Source organism: Actinomycetospora lemnae (assembly GCF_028737315.1).
Classification (GTDB): Bacteria; Actinomycetota; Actinomycetes; order Mycobacteriales; family Pseudonocardiaceae; genus Actinomycetospora; species Actinomycetospora lemnae.
In genome coordinates this window covers 168,097-186,231 of sequence record NZ_JAQZAO010000005.1, presented here as the reverse complement: position 1 = coordinate 186,231, position 18,135 = coordinate 168,097, and the positions used below count along the sequence as shown (strand labels likewise).

Sequence of the window (18,135 nt, the reverse complement as noted above, 5' to 3'; positions counted from 1 at the left end):
CGACGCCTCAGGCCAGCGCGATCGACGCCACCAGCACGATCGCGACGAGCAGCAGCAGGGCGACGGTCCCGAGGATGACGCCCGCGCGCGGCCCCGGACCGCGGGCGAACAGCTCCCGGCCCTGCAGCCCCTCCGAACGGGCGGCGGCGCTCGCCCACGGCGGCGCGGTGTCCTCGGGGCGCACGGCCCCGCCCCCCGCCGCGTGGGCCGGCACCGCGCCGGGCACGAACTGGGTGCGCTCCGGGGGCGGCTGCCGTGCGGGGCCCCCGGCCCACGGGGAGCGGCCGGTGCCGCGCTCCGGCGCCGGCCACGGCGGCGCGGCGGCCCCACGCCGGCGCACGACCTGCGTCTCCTCCGGCACCGGCTCCCGGTCCTGGCGGCTCACGACCTGGGTGCGGTCGGCGGCCGGTCCCGCCGCGCCCCGCACGACCTGCGTCGTGTCGGGCGACGCCTCCTCGGCGTCCTCCGCCGACCACCGGAACGGTGGCGGGAAGGGGTCGGCCGGCAGGGGCCGCTCGTCGGTCTCGGGGTCGTCCTCCTCGACCGGCGGCGGCGGGGGCCGCAGGGCGGGCGAGGACCGTGTCTCGGGCAGCGGCGGCGCCTCGGCGGGCGTCGCGGGAACGGGGATGCCGCGGGGTGCCGCGGCCTCGTCCTGGTCGGGGTGGTCGGCGCTGCTCGTCGCCGGAGCCGACCCGGCCGGGGCGGGCTCGGCGGCGGTGTCGGTGGACGTGTCCGCAGTTGCCTCGGTGGCCGGAGCCGCGGTCGGAGCGGTGGGTGTCGGGGTCGACGTGCTGGTCGGCGGCGGGGCATCGGCGGGCGAGGTCGTCCCGGCGTCGGTGGCGGGCACGGCTGGAGCTGCGGGACCGTCCGCAGTCGTCGGTCGGGCCACGGCCCCTCGCGCCGACGTCGCGCCCGTCGGGCGGACGCGCGGGCGCGGCTCCCACCGCCCTCGCCGACCGCGGAGCGCCGGGCGCGGCGTCCGACCTGGTGGCCGACCCGGTGGCCGACCCCGGAGCGCCGGGGCCGGCCGGGGGCCGGGTCGTGGGCCCGGCCGCCGGGCCGGGATGTTGCCCGGGTGGCGGGCCTGCGGGAGGCCGGCCGTTCGGGGCCCCGGGGGCCGACGGTCCGGCCGGCCGCCCCGTCGGGGCCCCACCCGACGGCGGCCCCGGACGACCCGCTGGCGCACCTCCCCCCGCCGGTCGCCGCGCCTCGTACCCGGCGTCGAACTCGGGATCGAAGCCCAGCTCCCGCTCGGCGGCGTCGAGCTCGCTGTCGTCGAGGTCGTCGCGGGCGGCGGGCGGCGGGGGCAGGCGGCTGGCGAGGAGCGCGTCCCGCCGGCGCCGGTACGACTCGGCGTCGACCCGGCCGGTCGCCAGGTCCTCGTCGAGCCGTCGCAGCTGCTCGGGGACGCCCATCGCACCTTCCTCCACGGTCGCCGCCGGACCGCGTCCGACCTGGGCAGGTTCCGCACGGTAACGCACGACAGCGGTCCGTGAGTGATCACCGGAGGACGCGCTCCGGGCGTGATCTCCACGAAAAGCAGCGAACACCTCGGCGGCGCGTCACGAAGGAGGCGGCGACGTGGCGTGCACGGGGTGCGCCACGGACGACGCCCCCAGCGGTCCAACCCGAGGGCCGCGGACGAGAGGACGACACCTGTGTCGCCGAGCACGCGCAGTACCGCCCCTGTCACCGGCCGTGTCGTCCCGAGGCCCGCGGAGGGCGTGTGGCCGGGCCTGCGGGACCCGGGCAAGAACCAGCTGCGGATGACGGTGGCCCGGGGTCTGGTCCGGGCGGCGGTGAAGCGGCTGCCGATGCACCTGGTGTGGCCGGACGGGTCGCTCGAGGGCGACCCGCAGGGCCCCGGGCTGCGGCTGATCCGTCCCGAGGCGTTCTTCACCCGTCTCGGCCGGCTGGGGCTGATCGGCTTCGGCGAGGCGTGGATGGTCGGCGACTGGGACTCCGACGACCTCGTCGGCGTCCTGCGCACCCTGACCGACCACGTCGAGGAGCTCGTCCCGCGTCCGCTGCGCGGGCTGCGCCGTCTCTACGACCGCGGGCAGCCGCACGAGGAGGTCGCGGCCGACGCCGCCGTGTCCCAGGAGAACGTGCACCGCCACTACGACCTGTCGAACGAGCTGTTCGCGCTCTTCCTCGACGAGTCGATGATGTACTCGGCCGCCTGGTTCGACCCGGAGCGCCCGGACGAGCCCCTCGTCGACGCCCAGCACCGCAAGATCGACGGCATCCTCGACCTCGCCGGCGTGCGCGCCGGGCAGCACGTGCTCGAGATCGGCACCGGCTGGGGCGAGACGGCGATCCGCGCCGCCCGCCGCGGCGCGCGCGTCACCACGCTGACCCTCTCGGTCGAGCAGGCCGAGCTCGCCCGCGTCCGCGCCGAGAGCGCCGGGGTCTCCGACCGCATCACGATCGACGTCCGCGACTACCGCGAGGCCACCGGCACCTACGACGCCGTGGTCAGCGTCGAGATGGTCGAGGCGGTCGGCGAGCGCTTCTGGCCCGAGTACTTCGCCACCGTCGACCGTCTCCTCGCCCCGGGCGGCCGCTTCGGGCTGCAGTCGATCACGATGCCGCACCACCGCCTCGAGGCGACCAAGTCGTCGTACACCTGGATCCACAAGTACGTCTTCCCCGGCGGCCTGATCCCGAGCCTCGAGGCGATCGACCGGACGCTGGCGCGGCACACGTCGATGGCGGTGGTCGACCGGCGCTCGATCGGGCTCGACTACGCCGAGACGCTGCACCGCTGGCGGGCGACGTTCCTCGGGCGCGAGCCGGAGGTCCGCGCGCTCGGCTTCGACGAGACCTTCGTGCGGATGTGGGACTTCTACCTCGCCTACTCCGAGGCCGGGTTCGCATCGGGGTACCTCGACGACTACCAGCTCGGGATCGCCCGTCCCTGAGCGCCGGCGTGGCGTCGTTCACGAACAGTCATCGCTGACCGGCACGCGGTGTCGGGGATAGCCTCCGCGCGGGTACACGACGCCCTGTCGTGACCGTGCCGCAGAGGAGCGCCGCAGAGAGATGGACACCACCGACGTCGCCGCGATCGTCACCGGCGGGGCCTCCGGCCTCGGCGGGGCCACCGTCCGCCGGCTCGCGAAGGACGGCGCGCGCGTCGTCGCGATCGACCTGCCGAAGGCCGTGGACGACGCCGAGGCGCTCGACGGCGTCGAGTACGTCGGCGCCGACGTGACCGACGAGGACCAGGTGTCCGCGGCGGTCGAGGCGGCCACGGCCACCGGGCTGCCGCTGCGCGTCGTCGTCAACTGCGCGGGCATCGGCACCGCCGGCCGCGTGCTGTCGAAGAAGGGGCCGCACGACCTCGCGGTGTTCAACCAGGTCATCGGCGTGAACCTGATCGGCACGTTCAACGTCATGCGCCTGGCCGCCGAGGCCATCGCGCAGACCGAGCCGCTGGCCGACGGCGCGCGCGGGGTCGTCGTCAACACCGCGTCGGTCGCGGCGTTCGAGGGCCAGATCGGGCAGATCGCCTACTCGGCGTCCAAGGGCGGCGTGGTCGGCATGACGGTGCCCGCCGCGCGCGACCTCGCGCAGTACGGCATCCGCGTCATGACCATCGCGCCCGGGATCATCGACACCCCGATGCTCGCCGGGGTGGAGGAGTCGTTCCGCGAGCAGCTCGCCGCCGGCATCCCGTTCCCGCAGCGTCTCGGGCGCCCCGACGAGTACGCCCAGCTCGTCGCCCAGATCATCGAGCACGACTACCTCAACGCCGAGGTCATCCGCTTCGACGGCGGCCTGCGGATGCAGCCCCGCTAGAGATCGGCGAGGTGGGGCACCTCGAGCACGCGCTCCGAGGTCATCCACGTGCGCAGCGTCCACGTGGCCCGCACGTCGTCGGCGTTGTAGACCAGCAGGCGTTCGCGCTGGGCGGGGTCGGGCTCGCCACCGTCGAGCCCGACCGCGTCGCGGTACCAGCGCATGGAGTTCTCGCCGCCGGCCTCCGGGTCGTGCCACGCGAACCCGGCCGACGGCGCGACCCGCTTGAGTCCCTTGCCGTGCGGGCAGAGGAACGACTCGCTGACCGCGGGGAACAGGTCGATCCACGCCTCGGAGGCGATGAACTCCTCGACCTCCTCGGCCGGGGGCACGCCGGCCATGCCCGCGAAGCGCTCGGCCGACGCCCGTAGCCAGCGGTTCTCGGCCTGCTCGTTGTAGCAGTAGGCGCGCAGCACGAGCCCGCGCGCGGCACAGCGGGCGCGGACGTCGGCGAGCCACGTCCAGAACTCGCCGAACGAACGCCCCTCGTCGCGGGTGGGCAGCGGGTCCCACGTCACGAACGCCCGGTAGCCCTGCTCGAGCCCGATGTCCGCGCCGGTGAGCAGCGCGCCCCACAGGTAGGCGCCGTCCTCGCCGAGGCTCTCCATGTCGACGTCCACCTCGACGTCGCCGCGGGCCACGGCGGGGCGCTCGACGCGGCGCACGAGCGGGACGTCGCGGCTCCAGGCACGGGCGAGCGCGACGGCCTCGACGAGGTCGGGCACCTCGCCGGCCTCGGGCACCTCCGGGTCCGGCTCCGGCCCGGGCAGGCCCGCCGCCGGGTCGAGCGCGGCGAGCTCGCGCACCGTCGTGACCCCCCGGCCGCGCAGGCGCAGCGCGGCGTCACCCCGCACCACGAGGCTGACGTCGTCGACCGCACGCAGCGCCGCCTCGCACGTCGGCCACCAGGGACAGCGGCGGCACTCGGTGATCCGCGACGGCTCCGCGAGCGCGGGCCCCCGCGAACGGGCGGCCTCGGCGACGGCCAGCCGGTCGCCGTGGCGCCGGTCGTAGGTCTCGAGCGCGCTGCGCCCGCCGGCGCCGGCGTCGGCGAGGTCGATCCACACCACGGCGTCGGCGTCCATGCCGACGACCCCGCCCCACACCGGCGCGTCCGGCTCCTCGGGCGGCGCGAGGCCGGCCGCGCGCAGCATGCGGTGCAGGTGGGCCAGCCGCAGCACGTCGCGCGTGACCGTGCGGACCCGCCGCGTCTCGTCCCAGGTCGCCGCCTCGGGGTGGGGCTGCCCGAGCGGCGAGGTGAGCGCGCCCTCCCCCGGGTCGGTCACGCGGTGACGCACGACGATCAGCGGCCACCAGCCCGAGGCCGGGTCGCCGGGCACCGCGCGCACCAGCGCCTCCGCCCCGCCGCGGCGTCCCTCGGCCGCCGGGAGCTCGGCGTTGCCCACGACGTCGGGGCGGCGCTCGTCGTCGGCCAGCAGCTCGCGCGTCGCGACGACGCGGGCCGCGGCCGTCGGCGCCGGCGGCACCGCCGCCCAGCGCGAGCCCAGCAGCTCCGCCCACCGCCCGGCCAGCACGGCCCGGTGCGCCGCCGCGTCGGCGCGGCGCATCGCGACCCCGGGATCGGCGTCGTCGCCGGCCGGCACGCCCCCGGGACCGAGGTCCTCCGGCGGCACGTGCTCGAGGTGGACCCGGCGGCGGCACCGCGTGGTCGCGGCGGCGTCGAGCAGGACCGGCCGCGGCGACGGGGCGGGCGCGGCGGGCGGACACCCGTCGCCGGCCTCGTACGCGGTGGTCGTGCTCATGGACCGAGTTTCCCACGGCACCCCGACAGGGCCGCTGGTCACGGGCTCCGGCCGTCCCGGGCCCCGTCCGGGCAGGGGCGGGGTGTGGCGCGGGGAGGACCCGGGCATACGGCCCCCGACCGGCCGTGACCGCCGGGCGCGGCGGCGCGCCGGGACGATCACGGTCCGGCGCGTCCGCCGGGCCACTAGGGTGCGGGCGATCCGTCCGGGGCGCCGCGCCACGGGCACGACGACGGGAGGGTCCATGGGACTGCTGCGGCGCCACCGCGGACGGCCCGCGACGGAGGCGGACGCGACCCAGGTCGGCGAGGACGTCTACGTCGTCAGCCGCAAGGCCGCGGACCTCGCCGTCAAGGCACAGAAGGAGCGGCGCCGGGCCGCACTGGCCGCGCGCCACCTCGCGGAGACCCAGGAGGCGACCCTCCTCGGCGACAAGAAGGCCATCAAGGCCGCGAAGAAGCGGCGGAAGGCCGACGAGTCCGAGCTCGAGGCGGACGACGGCCTCGAGGGCACCGCCGCCGACCCCTGGACCGGCGCGAAGGTCAAGCGCTACATCGGGATCGCGCGGGTCGTCGTGCCGGTCGTGGCCCCGATCGTCTACCAGGCCGTCGGTGTGGCGCGGGACCGCTGGGACGCCCACCGCGCGCGCCAGCTCGGCATCGCCCCCGACGAGCTCTCCGAGTTCACCGGACGGGGCGCGCACCTGTACGCCCGCGTGCACAACCTCGCCCTCTCCGCGCACGACCTGCGCGACCGTCACGGCACCGGCAACGACGACCGCGGGCGCGAGATCCGGTCGTTCGTCGAGGACGCCGAGCAGCGGCTCACCGACATGGAGTCCGCGATCCGCGCGGCCGACCAGATGCCGTCGAGCCGCCGCCGCAGTGCCCACGTCGCGATCGCGGGCGAGCTCGAGCGGATCGAGGACCGCCTGCTCGGCCTGTGGGGTCTCGGTGGCGGCCAGCGCACCGCGATCGATTCCCGGGACGCGGCCAACCCGACCTGATCCGTCCCGGCTCCCCGTGACGGTTGGCCCGAACGGGCGACCGGGGTGTTCCCCACACATCACGATCTCGATACGGGCTCCTCGTCACGAACCGTGACCCAGGACGCTCATCCGGACGTGACCAGGCTCACGTCGGCGGCCCGGAGCTGCGCGGATCCTCCTTGTCCGACCTGACGGAGCGCGTTTGGCCACCGAGCGCGATCGGTTGTGCGCGGTGAACATCGCTCGAATGTCGGACCAACGGGATGACAACCTCGCGTCACCCGCCTACTGTCCCGTCAGCCGTTGTCGCAGGGACAACGCCCGTTGCCCCAGACGCCCACCGCGGAATATCCGGGGCGAGGGGAGACCGGAGGGGAGGGCGGGCTGTGAGCCCTCGTGCGCGCACCGGTGGCCCCGAGACGCCCGCACCCCGCTCCCCCGCCGCCGCACTCGGGACCACCGAGGCGACCGCCCCGACGCCGCGCGGTCGCCGCAGCCGCGACGAGGCCGGCGGCCCCGTGCACCGGGCGCTCGACGTGCTCGACCTCCTCGGTGCCCCCGGCGGGCCGTCCTCGCTCGGCGTCGTCGAGATCGCGCGCCAGCTCGGACGGGACAAGTCGCAGGTCTCGCGCCTGCTCAAGCTCCTCGCCGACGCCGGGTACGTCGACCGCGAGCCCGGGTCGTTGCGCTACCGCATCGGCACCCGCCTGTTCGCGATCGGCGCGACGGCCGTCGACCGCCGCCTGCGCGACGAGGCCGACGCCACCGTCGCGCGGGAGGCCGTCCTGCTCGGCGAGCGGATCGACGTCGGCATCCGCAGCGGCGGCTCCGTCATGACCATCAGCACGGCCGCGCCGGACAGCGAGCTGCGCGCCGCCGGGTGGGTCGGCCGGACGATGCCGTTGTCGTGCACCGCCACCGGTCGTGCGCTCCTGTTCGACCTCGACACGGCCGCGATCGCGCGCATCATCGTCCCCGAGGGCCTCGGTCCGGCCGGCCCGGCCGCGCCGCGCTCGCTCGACGAGCTCGTCTCGCGGGTCACCGACGAGCGCCGCCGGGGGTGGGCGCTCGCCCGTCACGAGACCGACCGCGGCCTGCTCTCCCTCGGCGCCCCCGTGCGCGACAGCAGCGGCGCCGTGGTCGCCGCCCTCGGGGTGAGCGGGCCCGAGTCCCGCGTCGACCCCGTCCTCGACGAGGTCCGCGCCGCGGTGCTGCGGGCGGCCTCCGACCTGTCCCGGTCCCTGGGGGCGGAGGTGGCGGCGAGCTCGCCGGGCCGTGCCACCGCCCGCGCCGGACCGCCCGCCCCGAGCACCGACGTGTCCGCCCTGTCCACCCCCCCTGCTCCCGAGAGAGGAGCGTCGTGAACTTCCTGGACTACCTCGTCACCAACTCCCAGCAGATCCTGTTCCTGACCCAGGCCCACTTCCTGGTGGTGCTCATCGCCGTCGGCATCGGTTCGGCGATCAGCGTCGTGCTGGGACTGGCGGTCTCGTCCGGCGAGCCCGACCCACGGCGCTTCTCCTGGGACTGGTTCGCGACCGGCATCCGCGAGGGCGGCCTGGTGTTCACCGCCGCGCTGCTCACCGTGCCCTCGCTGGCGCTCTTCGCGCTGTTCCTGCCGTTCACCGGGCTCGGTGTCACCACGGCCGTCGTCGTGCTGACGATCTACACGCTCTACACGGTGCTGCGGAACACCGTCGCCGGCCTCACGACGGTCGACCGGGCGGTCCTCGAATCCGCCCGCGGCCTCGGGTACGGCCGGCTGCGCCGCCTGCTCACCATCCAGTTGCCGCTCGCGTGGCCGGTCATCCTCAACGGCATCCGCGTCACCACGCTGATCTCGATCTCGATCGCCGTGGTCGGCGCCGTCGTCCAGGGGCCCGGCCTCGGCATCCTGCTCCTCAACGGGATCTCCCGCATCGGCGCGGCGAACTCCTTCTACCAGGTCCTCGCGGGCACGCTGCTGTGCCTGGTCGTCGCCGCCGTCTTCGAGATCTTCTTCGCCATCGTCCAGCGCCTGACCATCCCCAGGGGGATCCGTGTCTGAGACCACAGACCAGACCGTCGTCGAGACGCCAGAGGGCGCCGGCAAGCCCGACATGATCGTCCTGGAGGGCGTCGAGAAGATCTACCCGGGCAGCACCCAGCCCGCGGTGAGCCAGCTCGACATGGCCATCCCGCAGGGCGAGATCGTCATGCTCATCGGCCCCTCGGGCTGCGGCAAGACGACGACGCTCAAGATGATCAACCGGCTGATCGAACCGACCGCGGGTCGCATCCTGCTCGACGGCAAGGACGTCACCCACGTCAACGGCGACCAGCTCCGCCGCGAGATCGGCTACGTCATCCAGCAGGGCGGCCTCTTCCCGCACTTCTCCATCGCCGACAACATCGGCGTGGTCCCGAAGATGCTCGGCTGGGACAAGCAGCGGATCCGGCAGCGCGCCGACGAGCTGCTCCACCTCGTCGGCCTCGAGCCCTCGACGTTCCGCGACCGCTACCCGCGCCAGCTCTCCGGCGGCCAGCAGCAGCGCGTCGGTGTCGCCCGCGCCCTCGCCGCGGACCCGCCGGTCATGCTCATGGACGAGCCGTTCGGCGCCATCGACCCGATCACCCGCGACCGCCTCCAGGACGAGTTCCTCGACATCCAGCGCACGGTCGGCAAGACGATCGCCTTCGTCACCCACGACCTGCAGGAGGCCGTGAAGCTCGGCGACAAGATCGCCGTGTTCGCGACCGGTCGGCTGGAGCAGTACGACAGCCCGGACACCGTCCTCACCCAGCCGGCGAACGACTTCGTGTCCGACTTCGTCGGCGGCGGGGCCGCGGTCCGGCGCCTGAGCCTGCTCGAGCTCGCCCACCTCGAGCTGCACCCCGTGGAGACCGACGAGAAGGCCGCGGGCAGCCGCAACGGCACCCCGGTCGTCGAGGTCGACGGGTCGGGCAAGCCGGTGTCGTGGCGCCACCTCCCCGGTGGGGACGCCGCGGGCACCGCCATGGTCACCGTGCCCATCTCGGGCACGGTCTACGACGCCGTCGACGTCATGCTCGACGGCTGCGCGTCGCTCGTGGCCGTCGTCGACGAGGAGGGGCGCGCCCAGGGCGTGCTGCACTGGAACGACCTCGTCGGCGGGCTGCGCACCCGGAAGGGCCACGCATGAGCACCGCGACCCAGGGCACGGTCAACACCCAGGCCGAGGCCTCCGTCGAGGAGGTCGAGGGCAAGCAGCAGAGCCGGCTCGCCGCGCTCTGGATGCAGCACTACGACCTGGTCATCCTGCCGCTCATCATCGTCCTCGTCCTCGGGCTGCTGCTCCTCTACGTGGGGAGCCGGGACCTCGACACAATCGAGGAGCGCGTCCTCGCGGCCGACAACGTCGGCGGCCTGCTCGTGCAGCACATCTGGCTCGCCGCGATCTCCACCGTCCTCGTGCTCGTCATCGCGGTGCCCCTGGGCATCGTGCTGAGCCGGCGCGGGGCGCGGCGCGCCCAGGGCCCGGTGCTCGCGATCGGCGGCTTCGCCCAGGCCCTGCCCCCCTTCGGCGTCCTGCTGCTCATGGCGTTCTGGCTCAACTTCGGCTTCTGGACCGCCGTCATCGGCCTGACGCTGGCCGCCCTGCTGCCCGTCCTCCGCAACACGGTGGTCGGTCTGCAGCAGGTCGACCAGTCGCTCATCGAGGCGGCGCGGGGCATGGGCATGACGTCCCGGCAGACGCTGTTCCGCGTCGAGATCCCGCTCGCGGTACCGGTCATCGTCGCGGGCCTGCGCGTCGCGCTCGTCCTCAACGTCGGCACGGCCACGCTGGCCAGCTACATCGGTGCGGGCGGGCTCGGCGAGCTCGTGCAGCAGGCCCTGCGCCTCAACCGCATCAACGTGCTGCTGGTCGCCGGCGGCGTCATCGCCGCCCTCGCCCTGCTCATCGACTGGCTCGCGGGCGTGGCCGAGCGCGTCGTCGTCGCCCGGTCCGGCTGATCGCCGAGCCCCCAGGATTTCTCTGGCCGACCGCCCCGCCCGCGAGGCCCGGCCAACCCCGGAGATAAGGAGAACACTGTGCGGTGGAATTTCCGCGGCGGCCGCTCCGGTCGTCGTTCCGGCTGGCGGGCGGGCGCGGTCACGCTCGCCGCCACGGCGCTGCTGGCCGCCGGCTGCGGCGGCCTGTCGGGCAGCGGCCAGCCGCAGGCCCAGGGTGGCAGCCTGGCCGCGAGCGGCATCAACCTCGCCGGGCAGACCTACACGGTCGGCGGCAAGGAGTTCGACGAGCAGCTCGTGCTCTGCAAGATGACCATCGCGGCCCTGCAGTCGGTGGGCGCCACGGCCAACGACCGCTGCAACATCACCGGTACCGCGTCGACCCGCGCCGCCCTCACCGGCGGCCAGATCGACATGTACTGGGAGTACACCGGCACCGGCTGGATCACCCACCTCAAGAACGCCTCGCCGATCCCGGGCTCCGAGCAGCAGTACATCGCGACGCGGGACGCCGACCTGGCGCAGAACAACATCGTCTGGCTCCCGCCGTCGCCGTTCAACAACACCTACGGCCTCGCGGTGACCCGTCCGTTCGCGGAGCAGAACAACCTGCGCACGCTGACCGACTGGGGCAACTTCACCAACAGCGGCAACCCGGCCGCCACGCTCTGCGTCGAGGCCGAGTTCGCCGGTCGTGACGACGGCCTCGCCGGGCTGTTCCGGACCTACGGGGTCACCAACCCGCCGGCCGGCCCGCCCGGGCTGAACACGCTGGACACGGGCGCCATCTACCAGGCCACCGCCAACGGCAACCCGTGCAACTTCGGCGAGGTCTTCACCACCGACGGCCGCATCCCCGGCCTGAACCTGGTGACGCTGCAGGACGACAAGAACTACTTCCCGCAGTACAACGCGTCGCCGACCATCCGCAAGGAGGTCTTCGACCGCAACCCGAGCGTCCAGCGCGTGTTCGACGAGATCACCCCGCGCCTGACCAACGAGGTGATGCTGGACCTGAACGGGCAGGTGTCCTCGCAGGGCCAGGACCCGCAGCAGGTCGCGACCCGCTGGCTGCAGCAGCAGGGACTCATCGGCGGCCAGTGAGCCGGGCGGTGATGTCCTGACGGCATGACGACGGCGGCGGCCGGTCGGGGTCCTCGGATCCCGGCCGGCCGTCGTCGTCCCCGGCGACGAGACGTCCACAACCGATCCGACACGAAGGCAGCACGCCCGTGCCCCGATCCCGGCGCTCCCCGGTCCCGATCCTCGTGCTCGTCGCCGCCGTGACCGCGCTCGCCACGGTCCTCGCGGCGTGCTCGGACAGCCCGCGGCTCACCCCGCCGGGCAGCGTCGCCGCCGAGGTCGACCTCACCGGGCAGACGCTGACGGTCGGCGGCAAGGAGTTCGCCGAGCAGCTCGTGCTCTGCAAGATGACCATCGCCGTGCTCCAGTCGACCGGCGCGAACGTCATCGACCGCTGTGACACCAAGGGCTCGTCCAACGTGCGCGCCGCGCTGACCAGCGGCCAGATCGACATGTACTGGGAGTACACCGGCACGGCCTGGCGGCTCTACCTCGCGCAGGAGTCGACGATCGCCGATCCCCGCGTGCTCTTCGACGCGGTGCGCACCGCCGACGCCGGCAACGAGGTCACCTGGTTCGACCCCACCCCGTTCAACAACACCTACGCCATCGGCGTCCGCACCGACATCGCCCAGCGCCTGCGGGTGCGCACGATCTCCGACTTCGCCGCGCTGGTCCGGGCGGGCGCACCGGAGGGGACGCTGTGCGTCGACCAGGAGTTCACCGGGCGCGAGGACGGGCTGCAGGGCCTGCTCGCGACCTACGAGATGACCCTCGACGATCGCTCGCTCGACACCCGCGGCATCGACCAGATCTACGACGCCCTCGCGGCGGCGACCCCCTGCACGTTCGGCGAGGTGTTCGCCACCGACGGCCGGCTCAACCCGCTGCGCCTGTCCACGCTCGTCGACGACCGCGGCTACTTCCTGCCCTACAACGCCGCGCTGACCGTCCGCACCGAGGTCGTGAGCCGCGCGCCGCGCCTGGCGCTGGTGGGCCGGATGCTCGCGCCGACGCTCACCGAGCCCGTCATGCGCCAGCTCAACGAGCGCGTCTCCGCGGGCGGGCGCGACCCCAACGAGGTCGCGCGCTCGTTCCTGCGCGAGCAGGGGCTGATCGGCTAGGTGCCCTATCGGCGTGCTGGCCCTGATGCGCAGGTGAGCAGAACCGAGTGCTCCAGCACTCCTCTCTGCTCACGAGGCGGAGCCACCCGCGTCAGCGGGGGGCGTTGGCGCCGCCGAGCGCGGCCACGGCCTGGGCCGGGGGCACGGTGCCGCCGACCAGGTCGAGCACCGCACCCGTCGTCTCGGGGGCGCGGAGCAGGGCGAGCAGGACCGCGGCGACGTCGTCGCGGGTCACCTCCCCGTAGCCGACCGGGGGCTGCCCGCCGACGACCCCGAGCCGCACGAGCCCGGTGCCCGGGTCGTCGGTGAGGCGTCCCGGACGCAGGATCGTGAGGTCGAGGTCCTGCCGGGCGCGCAGCGCGTCCTCGGCGGCCTTCTTGGCGCGCAGGTAGTGCGCCCAGATCGAGTCGTCGTCCTCGGGGGCGGGCGGGCTGTCGATGTTCATCGCCGAGACGAGCAGGTAGCGCCGCACCCCGGCGGCCGCGGCGGCGTCGGCGAGCAGCAGCGCGGCGTCCCGGTCGACGGTGCCCTTGCGCTCGGCCGTGCTGCCCGGGCCCGCGCCGGCGGCGAACACGACGGCGTCGGCGCCGGTCAGGTGCGCGGCGAGCTCCCCGGAACCGATCTCCTCGAGGTCGGCGACGACCGGCTCCGCGCCGGCCTCGCGGACGTCGTCGGCCTGTGCGGGGTCGCGGATCAGGGCGACGGTGGCGTCACCCTGCGCGGCGGCCTGCCGCTCCAGCCGCAGCGCGATCTTCCCGTGTCCGCCGGCGATGACGATGCGCATGGGCCCGACCGTACGCGGGCCACCTCGTCGATGTCCGATTCGTCCGTTTCGGCGATCCGTGGAAACCGTGGTCTTGCCCACGCGCCGACGACGACGTGTGATGTGGGCCGCGTCCGCACCACCACGCCGGCGCCCGGAGGCCGTCCGAACCCTCCACCCACCACCACGACCGCGCGCGGCGTCGCGCGCACCGGGAGGCCAACGCCGTGTACGAGAAGAACGGTGAGAAGTACTTCGTCGTCGACTCCCACATGCACTACTGGGACGCGTCGCCCGAGAACTGGGTGCAGGGTGCGGAGCAGTACGCCAAGGGCTGGATCGAGTGCTTCCACGCCTACCAGTCCCTCGGCCCGGCCGAGACGCACCAGCCGATCGAGGAGTTCCAGAAGGTCTCCGAGGACCAGCTGATGCGCGAGGTCTTCGAGGAGGGCCACGTCGACGTGGCCATCTTCCAGTCGACCTACCTGCGCGAGTGGTACAAGGACGGCTTCAACACCAGCGAGCGCAACGGTGAGCTCGCGATGAAGCACCCGGAGAAGTTCCGGGTCAACACGCGCTTCGACCCGCGCGACGGCGACGCCGGCATGCGCGAGTTCGAGAAGAACGTCGAGAAGTACCAGCCGCTCGGCGCCAAGCTCTACACCGCGGAGTGGAACGGCGACTCGCGCGGCTTCAAGCTCTCCGACCCCGAGTGCTACCGCTTCCTCGAGCGCGCCCAGGAGTTGGGCATCAAGAACATCCACGTCCACAAGGGCCCGACGATCTGGCCGCTGGACAAGGACGCCTTCGACGTCTCGGACGTCGACCACGCCGCCACGGACTTCCAGGGCCTGAACTTCATCGTCGAGCACGTGGGTCTGCCGCGCATCGAGGACTTCTGCTTCATGGCCACCCAGGAGCCGAACGTCTACGCCGGCCTCTCGGTCGTGCTCGGCGGCCTCATGCACGCCCGCCCGCGCTTCTTCGCCAAGGTGATGGGCGAGCTGCTGTTCTGGGTCGGCGAGGACAAGATGACCTTCGGCTCGGACTACAACATCTGGGAGCCGAAGTGGCAGGTCGAGGGCCTGGTCGACTGGGACTTCCCGGAGAGCGCCGAGTACGACGACTACCCGCGCCTCGGCGTCGACGGCAAGAAGAAGATCCTCGGCCTCAACGCCGCGCGGCTCTACGACATCCCGGTGCCCGCCGAGTGCCAGCTGTCCTCGGACACCAGCGCGCCGGCCTCGGCCGACGACGCCGAGCTCGTCGACGACGGGGCGGTGGCCCAGGCATGACGGTCTCCACGGGTCCAGCTCCGCTGCGCTCCGTGGACGGGCCCTCCTCCACCCCCGTCGCCGGCTCGGGCGGGGTGAACGCGGCCGAGGCCGCCGCCGCGACCGGCACGACGGCGCGGGTGTGGGAGGCGCTGCGGACCGTCCGCGACCCCGAGCTCGACACCGACGTCGTCTCGCTGGACTTCGTCGGGTCGTGCTCGGTGTCCGACGACGGGGTCGCGCACGTGTCGCTGCGCCTGCCCACCTACTTCTGCGCCCCGAACTTCGCGTTCCTCATGGTCGCCGACGCCCACGACGCGGTGTCGGCGGCGCCCGGGGTGACCCGGGCCGACGTCGTCCTCGCCGACCACTTCGCGTCCGACGCCATCAACGCCGGCGTCGCCGCCCGGGCGGGCTTCGTCTCGTCGATGGCGGGCACCGAGGTCGGCGAGGCGGTCTCCGAGCTCGACGACCTGCGGCGCACGTTCACCGAGCGCGCGCTCATGGCGGGCACGGACCTCGTCGTCCGCCCGATCATGCGGGCCGGTGCGACGCCGGAGGACGTGGCGGCCATGACGCTCGGCGACGCCCCGGCGACCGACGACCTCCGGCGGCTGCGGGAACGCCGCCGCGAGCTCGGTATCCCGGCGGACGACGGCGACCCGCTCGTCGTCGACCCCACCGGCGCCACCGTCGGCGTCGAGGCCCTGCCGCTGCACCTGCGCAAGGCCCGCTCGTACCAGGTGGGCGTGGACGCCAACACGAGCATCTGCCGCGGCCAGCTCGCGGCACGCTACGGGGTCTGAGCAGGTCCGCGGCGGGCTTCTTGTCCCGGAGCGAACGCGCTGTTCGTTGCTTCTAGGCGGACGAACTCCGCGTTCGCTCCGGGCACGGGGCCGGCGAGGGGTCGCCTTCGGCCGCGAACGCGCTGTTCGCTGCTTCTCGGCGTGCGAAGTCCCCCCTCGTCGACCACGGCCGGCGGGCCGTGAGGGTCAGGACGCGACGACGACGCGCAGGTCCGGGCACGGGCGCGACGCCGCGAGGCGGTAGGAGCCCCACAGCTCCTCGATGACCGCGGCCCGATCGGCACGGGTCCGACTCGGTCGGGTGTGGGCGACGACGAGGCCGAAGGCCTGCATCCGAGCACGTCGGCGCAGGGTCTTGTCCCAGTCGGGCAGCAGGAAGTGGTGCCGGACCGAGTCGATCTCCCACGCCAGTCCGACGTCCGGGAAGAAGGCGTCGGCCTGCGCGATGTAGGTGCCGGCGGGGTCGTAGAGGCGCGGATTCCACAGGACGCGTGGCAGGTCGCTCTCGGCGTGGAGCTCGCGCGCCCACGCCTCCGCGACCGACCGCACGCCGGCCCCGAGCTCGTCGTGCAGCACCCGACGCGGGAGCGCCGAACCACGCTGCGAGCCCGCGGCCAGCTCGGCGGCGAGTCGCGCCACGGTCGTCCGGCCCTTCTGGACCGCCTCGGTGAGCACGGCGCGCACGACGTCGATCCGGTCCTGTCGCCGGGCGGTGTCGATCACTGTTCGGTCGAGCGGAGCGATCGCCAGGTCGTCGGTGATCGTGGCGGTCGGCAGGCGCTCCGTCCGCTCGATCTCCACGAACGCCGACGAGGTGCGCTGCCTCTGTGCCTCGACGAGGACCAGGATTCGCCGTCCGGGGTTCGGGTCGGTGAGACCGTGCCGACGCAACGCCTCACCGCCGCTGATCACGGACCCCGCACCCGCGTACAGGAGGGCAGCCGCTGCGCGCTGGTCGTCGGTCGGTTCGTCCGGCCCCTCCTTCACGACGCCCCGCAGCAACCGCCGCGCGTGCCCTGCGTGCACCCGCCGCGCGATCGTCGACGACGGCATGCCCAGCGCCGTCAGGTCCGCGACCGCGGCGACTCCGTGGAGGCCGACGGCGGCGATCGCGACGGGATCGACCCGGGAACGACGAGGCATGCGTCGAGGGTCACCTCGCCGCACCCGACGGCGGTAGCGACGCCCTCCGACCCTGTGGAGGCCATCGGACGATGGGGACGGCCGCGTGCAGCAGCGGCCGGCCGTCCATGAACGTGGAGTTCGCCGCGCGTAGAAGCAGCGAACAGCGCGTTCGTTGCCACAGCGGGCGAGTGTGCCGACCCGAGTCAGCGCGCGAACGGGGACTTCGCGCGCCTAGAAGCAGCGAACAGCGCGTTCGCTGCCACAGACCCGGACCGGCGCGCCCCGCCGTGTGTGCCGGCGGGGGTCAGCCCCAGACGTCGCGGGCCACGGACACGACGAGGTCGAGCTTCGCGCGCTGCTGGTCGGCGGTGAGGTCGTTGCCCTCCACCGTCGAGGAGAAGCCGCACTGCGGGGAGAGGCAGAGCTGCTCGAGCGGCACGTACTTCGTCGCCTCCTCGATGCGGCGCTTGAGCGTGTCGGGGTCCTCGAGCTCGCCGGTCTTGGTGGTCACGAGGCCGAGGACCACCTGCTGGTCGCCGCGGGGCAGGAAGCGCAGGGGCGAGAAGTCGCCGGAGCGGGCGTCGTCGTACTCGCAGAAGAAGCCGTCCACGTCCAGCCCGCCGAAGACGGTCTCGGCGACGTGGTCGTAGCCGCCCTCGGCCGCCCAGGAGGAGCGGTAGTTGCCGCGGCACATGTGCGTGGTGACGCGCAGGTCCGACGGCCGGTCGCGGAGCACCTCGTTGATCGTGTCGACGTAGCGCACGTGCATGTGGTCGGCGTCCTCGCCGCGCGCGGCCATCGACTCCCGCTGGGCCGGGTCGTTGAGGTAGGCCAGCGAGGTGTCGTCGAGCTGCAGGTAGCGCACGCCGAGGTCGTAGAGGCGCGAGACCTCCTCGCGGTACGCCGCGGCGAGGTCGGCCCAGAACGTGTCCGCGTCGGTGTACGGCGAGCCCTCGTGCACCGGGGCGCCGCCGAGCCGGTAGTGCAGCATCGACGGCGAGGGGATCGTCAGCTTCGGCACGGCCGTCGTCACGGTCGAGGCGAGCATCGAGAAGGCGTCGCCGAAGATCGTCGACGAGAGCCCGATGCGCTGGTCGATCACCAGCGACATGGCCGCGAACGTGATGTCGCCCGAGGCGTTGCGGAACGCCACCTCGACCGAGCTGTCCTTCGACGAGGAGACGCCGTCGAGCTGGTAGAGGAAGTCCATGTGCCACGACGTGCGGCGCAGCTCGCCGTCGGTGGCGGCCTGCAGGCCGGCGTCCTCCTGGAGCTTCACGACGTCGCGGATCGCCTCGTCCTCGGCGGCGCGCAGGGCGTCGGCGTCGATGCGGCCGGCGGCGTGGTCGTCGCGGGCCTGCTTGAGGGCGGGCGGGCGCAGGAGGCTCCCGACGTGGTCGGCGCGGAACGGGGCGCTGGTCCGGGCACTCATGCG

General features: G+C 73.9%; 16 protein-coding genes. 11 read left to right on the top strand and 5 right to left on the bottom strand.

The window, feature by feature from the left end:
- Positions 1-7: 7 nt before the first annotated feature.
- Complete coding sequence (locus PGB27_RS13040) at positions 8-847, bottom strand: hypothetical protein (protein WP_274200791.1); 840 nt, start codon at positions 845-847, stop codon at positions 8-10.
- Between the two features lie 877 nt (positions 848-1,724).
- Between PGB27_RS13040 and PGB27_RS13035 the strand changes: the two genes are divergently transcribed.
- The gene (locus PGB27_RS13035) at positions 1,725-2,924 is read left to right on the top strand and encodes an SAM-dependent methyltransferase (protein ID WP_274200790.1); all 1,200 of its coding nucleotides are present in this window, start codon (positions 1,725-1,727) and stop codon (positions 2,922-2,924) included.
- Between the two features lie 121 nt (positions 2,925-3,045).
- Positions 3,046-3,804: an SDR family NAD(P)-dependent oxidoreductase gene (locus PGB27_RS13030; RefSeq protein ID WP_274200789.1), complete on the top strand. Its 759-nt coding sequence runs from the start codon at positions 3,046-3,048 to the stop codon at positions 3,802-3,804.
- Here the strand turns inward: PGB27_RS13030 and PGB27_RS13025 are convergent.
- Positions 3,801-5,567 carry a TM0106 family RecB-like putative nuclease gene (locus PGB27_RS13025; protein ID WP_274200788.1) on the bottom strand — a complete coding sequence of 589 codons (1,767 nt, stop codon included), beginning with the start codon at positions 5,565-5,567 and terminating at the stop codon, positions 3,801-3,803. The two genes, PGB27_RS13030 and PGB27_RS13025, sit on opposite strands and share 4 nt — an antisense overlap.
- A 244-nt stretch (positions 5,568-5,811) precedes the next feature.
- Between PGB27_RS13025 and PGB27_RS13020 the strand changes: the two genes are divergently transcribed.
- The 7 genes from PGB27_RS13020 to PGB27_RS12990 all read left to right on the top strand — a co-directional run bounded on the left by PGB27_RS13020 (position 5,812) and on the right by PGB27_RS12990 (position 12,732).
- Positions 5,812-6,573, top strand: coding sequence for a DUF6474 family protein (locus PGB27_RS13020; protein ID WP_274200787.1), 762 nt, complete (start codon positions 5,812-5,814; stop codon positions 6,571-6,573).
- 368 nt (positions 6,574-6,941) lie between these two features.
- Positions 6,942-7,919 carry an IclR family transcriptional regulator gene (locus tag PGB27_RS13015; protein WP_274200786.1) on the top strand — a complete coding sequence of 326 codons (978 nt, stop codon included), beginning with the start codon at positions 6,942-6,944 and terminating at the stop codon, positions 7,917-7,919.
- On the top strand, positions 7,916-8,602 hold the full coding sequence (locus PGB27_RS13010; protein ID WP_274200785.1) for an ABC transporter permease: 687 nt from the start codon (positions 7,916-7,918) through the stop codon (positions 8,600-8,602). Before PGB27_RS13015 ends, PGB27_RS13010 begins: the two co-directional genes overlap by 4 nt.
- Positions 8,603-8,654: 52 nt before the next feature.
- Positions 8,655-9,716, top strand: coding sequence for an ABC transporter ATP-binding protein (locus PGB27_RS13005; RefSeq protein WP_274201090.1), 1,062 nt, complete (start codon positions 8,655-8,657; stop codon positions 9,714-9,716).
- Positions 9,713-10,528, top strand: coding sequence for an ABC transporter permease (locus tag PGB27_RS13000; RefSeq protein WP_274200784.1), 816 nt, complete (start codon positions 9,713-9,715; stop codon positions 10,526-10,528). The genes PGB27_RS13005 and PGB27_RS13000 overlap by 4 nt, the downstream gene beginning before the upstream one ends.
- A 78-nt stretch (positions 10,529-10,606) precedes the next feature.
- Positions 10,607-11,629: a glycine betaine ABC transporter substrate-binding protein gene (locus PGB27_RS12995; protein WP_274200783.1), complete on the top strand. Its 1,023-nt coding sequence runs from the start codon at positions 10,607-10,609 to the stop codon at positions 11,627-11,629.
- A gap of 128 nt (positions 11,630-11,757) precedes the next feature.
- Positions 11,758-12,732: a glycine betaine ABC transporter substrate-binding protein gene (locus tag PGB27_RS12990; RefSeq protein ID WP_274200782.1), complete on the top strand. Its 975-nt coding sequence runs from the start codon at positions 11,758-11,760 to the stop codon at positions 12,730-12,732.
- 91 nt (positions 12,733-12,823) lie between these two features.
- Here PGB27_RS12990 and PGB27_RS12985 read toward each other — a convergent pair whose 3' ends face one another.
- Positions 12,824-13,516 (bottom strand): NAD(P)H-binding protein, encoded by a 693-nt coding sequence (locus PGB27_RS12985; RefSeq protein ID WP_274200781.1) that lies wholly within the window; start codon positions 13,514-13,516, stop codon positions 12,824-12,826.
- Positions 13,517-13,722: 206 nt separating this feature from the next.
- Here PGB27_RS12985 and PGB27_RS12980 point away from each other — a divergent pair, with 206 nt between their 5' ends.
- On the top strand, positions 13,723-14,790 hold the full coding sequence (locus PGB27_RS12980; protein ID WP_274200780.1) for an amidohydrolase family protein: 1,068 nt from the start codon (positions 13,723-13,725) through the stop codon (positions 14,788-14,790).
- A 74-nt stretch (positions 14,791-14,864) separates the two neighbouring features.
- Positions 14,865-15,575, top strand: coding sequence for a metal-sulfur cluster assembly factor (locus tag PGB27_RS12975; RefSeq protein WP_274201089.1), 711 nt, complete (start codon positions 14,865-14,867; stop codon positions 15,573-15,575).
- Between the two features lie 186 nt (positions 15,576-15,761).
- On the opposite strand, the gene PGB27_RS12970 is transcribed toward PGB27_RS12975, so the two are convergent.
- Both PGB27_RS12970 and PGB27_RS12965 read right to left on the bottom strand, forming a co-directional pair.
- Positions 15,762-16,718, bottom strand: a complete 957-nt coding sequence (locus tag PGB27_RS12970; protein ID WP_274200779.1) for a hypothetical protein — start codon at positions 16,716-16,718, stop codon at positions 15,762-15,764.
- Positions 16,719-17,004: 286 nt separating this feature from the next.
- Positions 17,005-18,132, bottom strand: a complete 1,128-nt coding sequence (locus PGB27_RS12965; protein WP_274200778.1) for a 5-methyltetrahydropteroyltriglutamate--homocysteine S-methyltransferase — start codon at positions 18,130-18,132, stop codon at positions 17,005-17,007.
- Positions 18,133-18,135 lie beyond the last annotated feature (3 nt).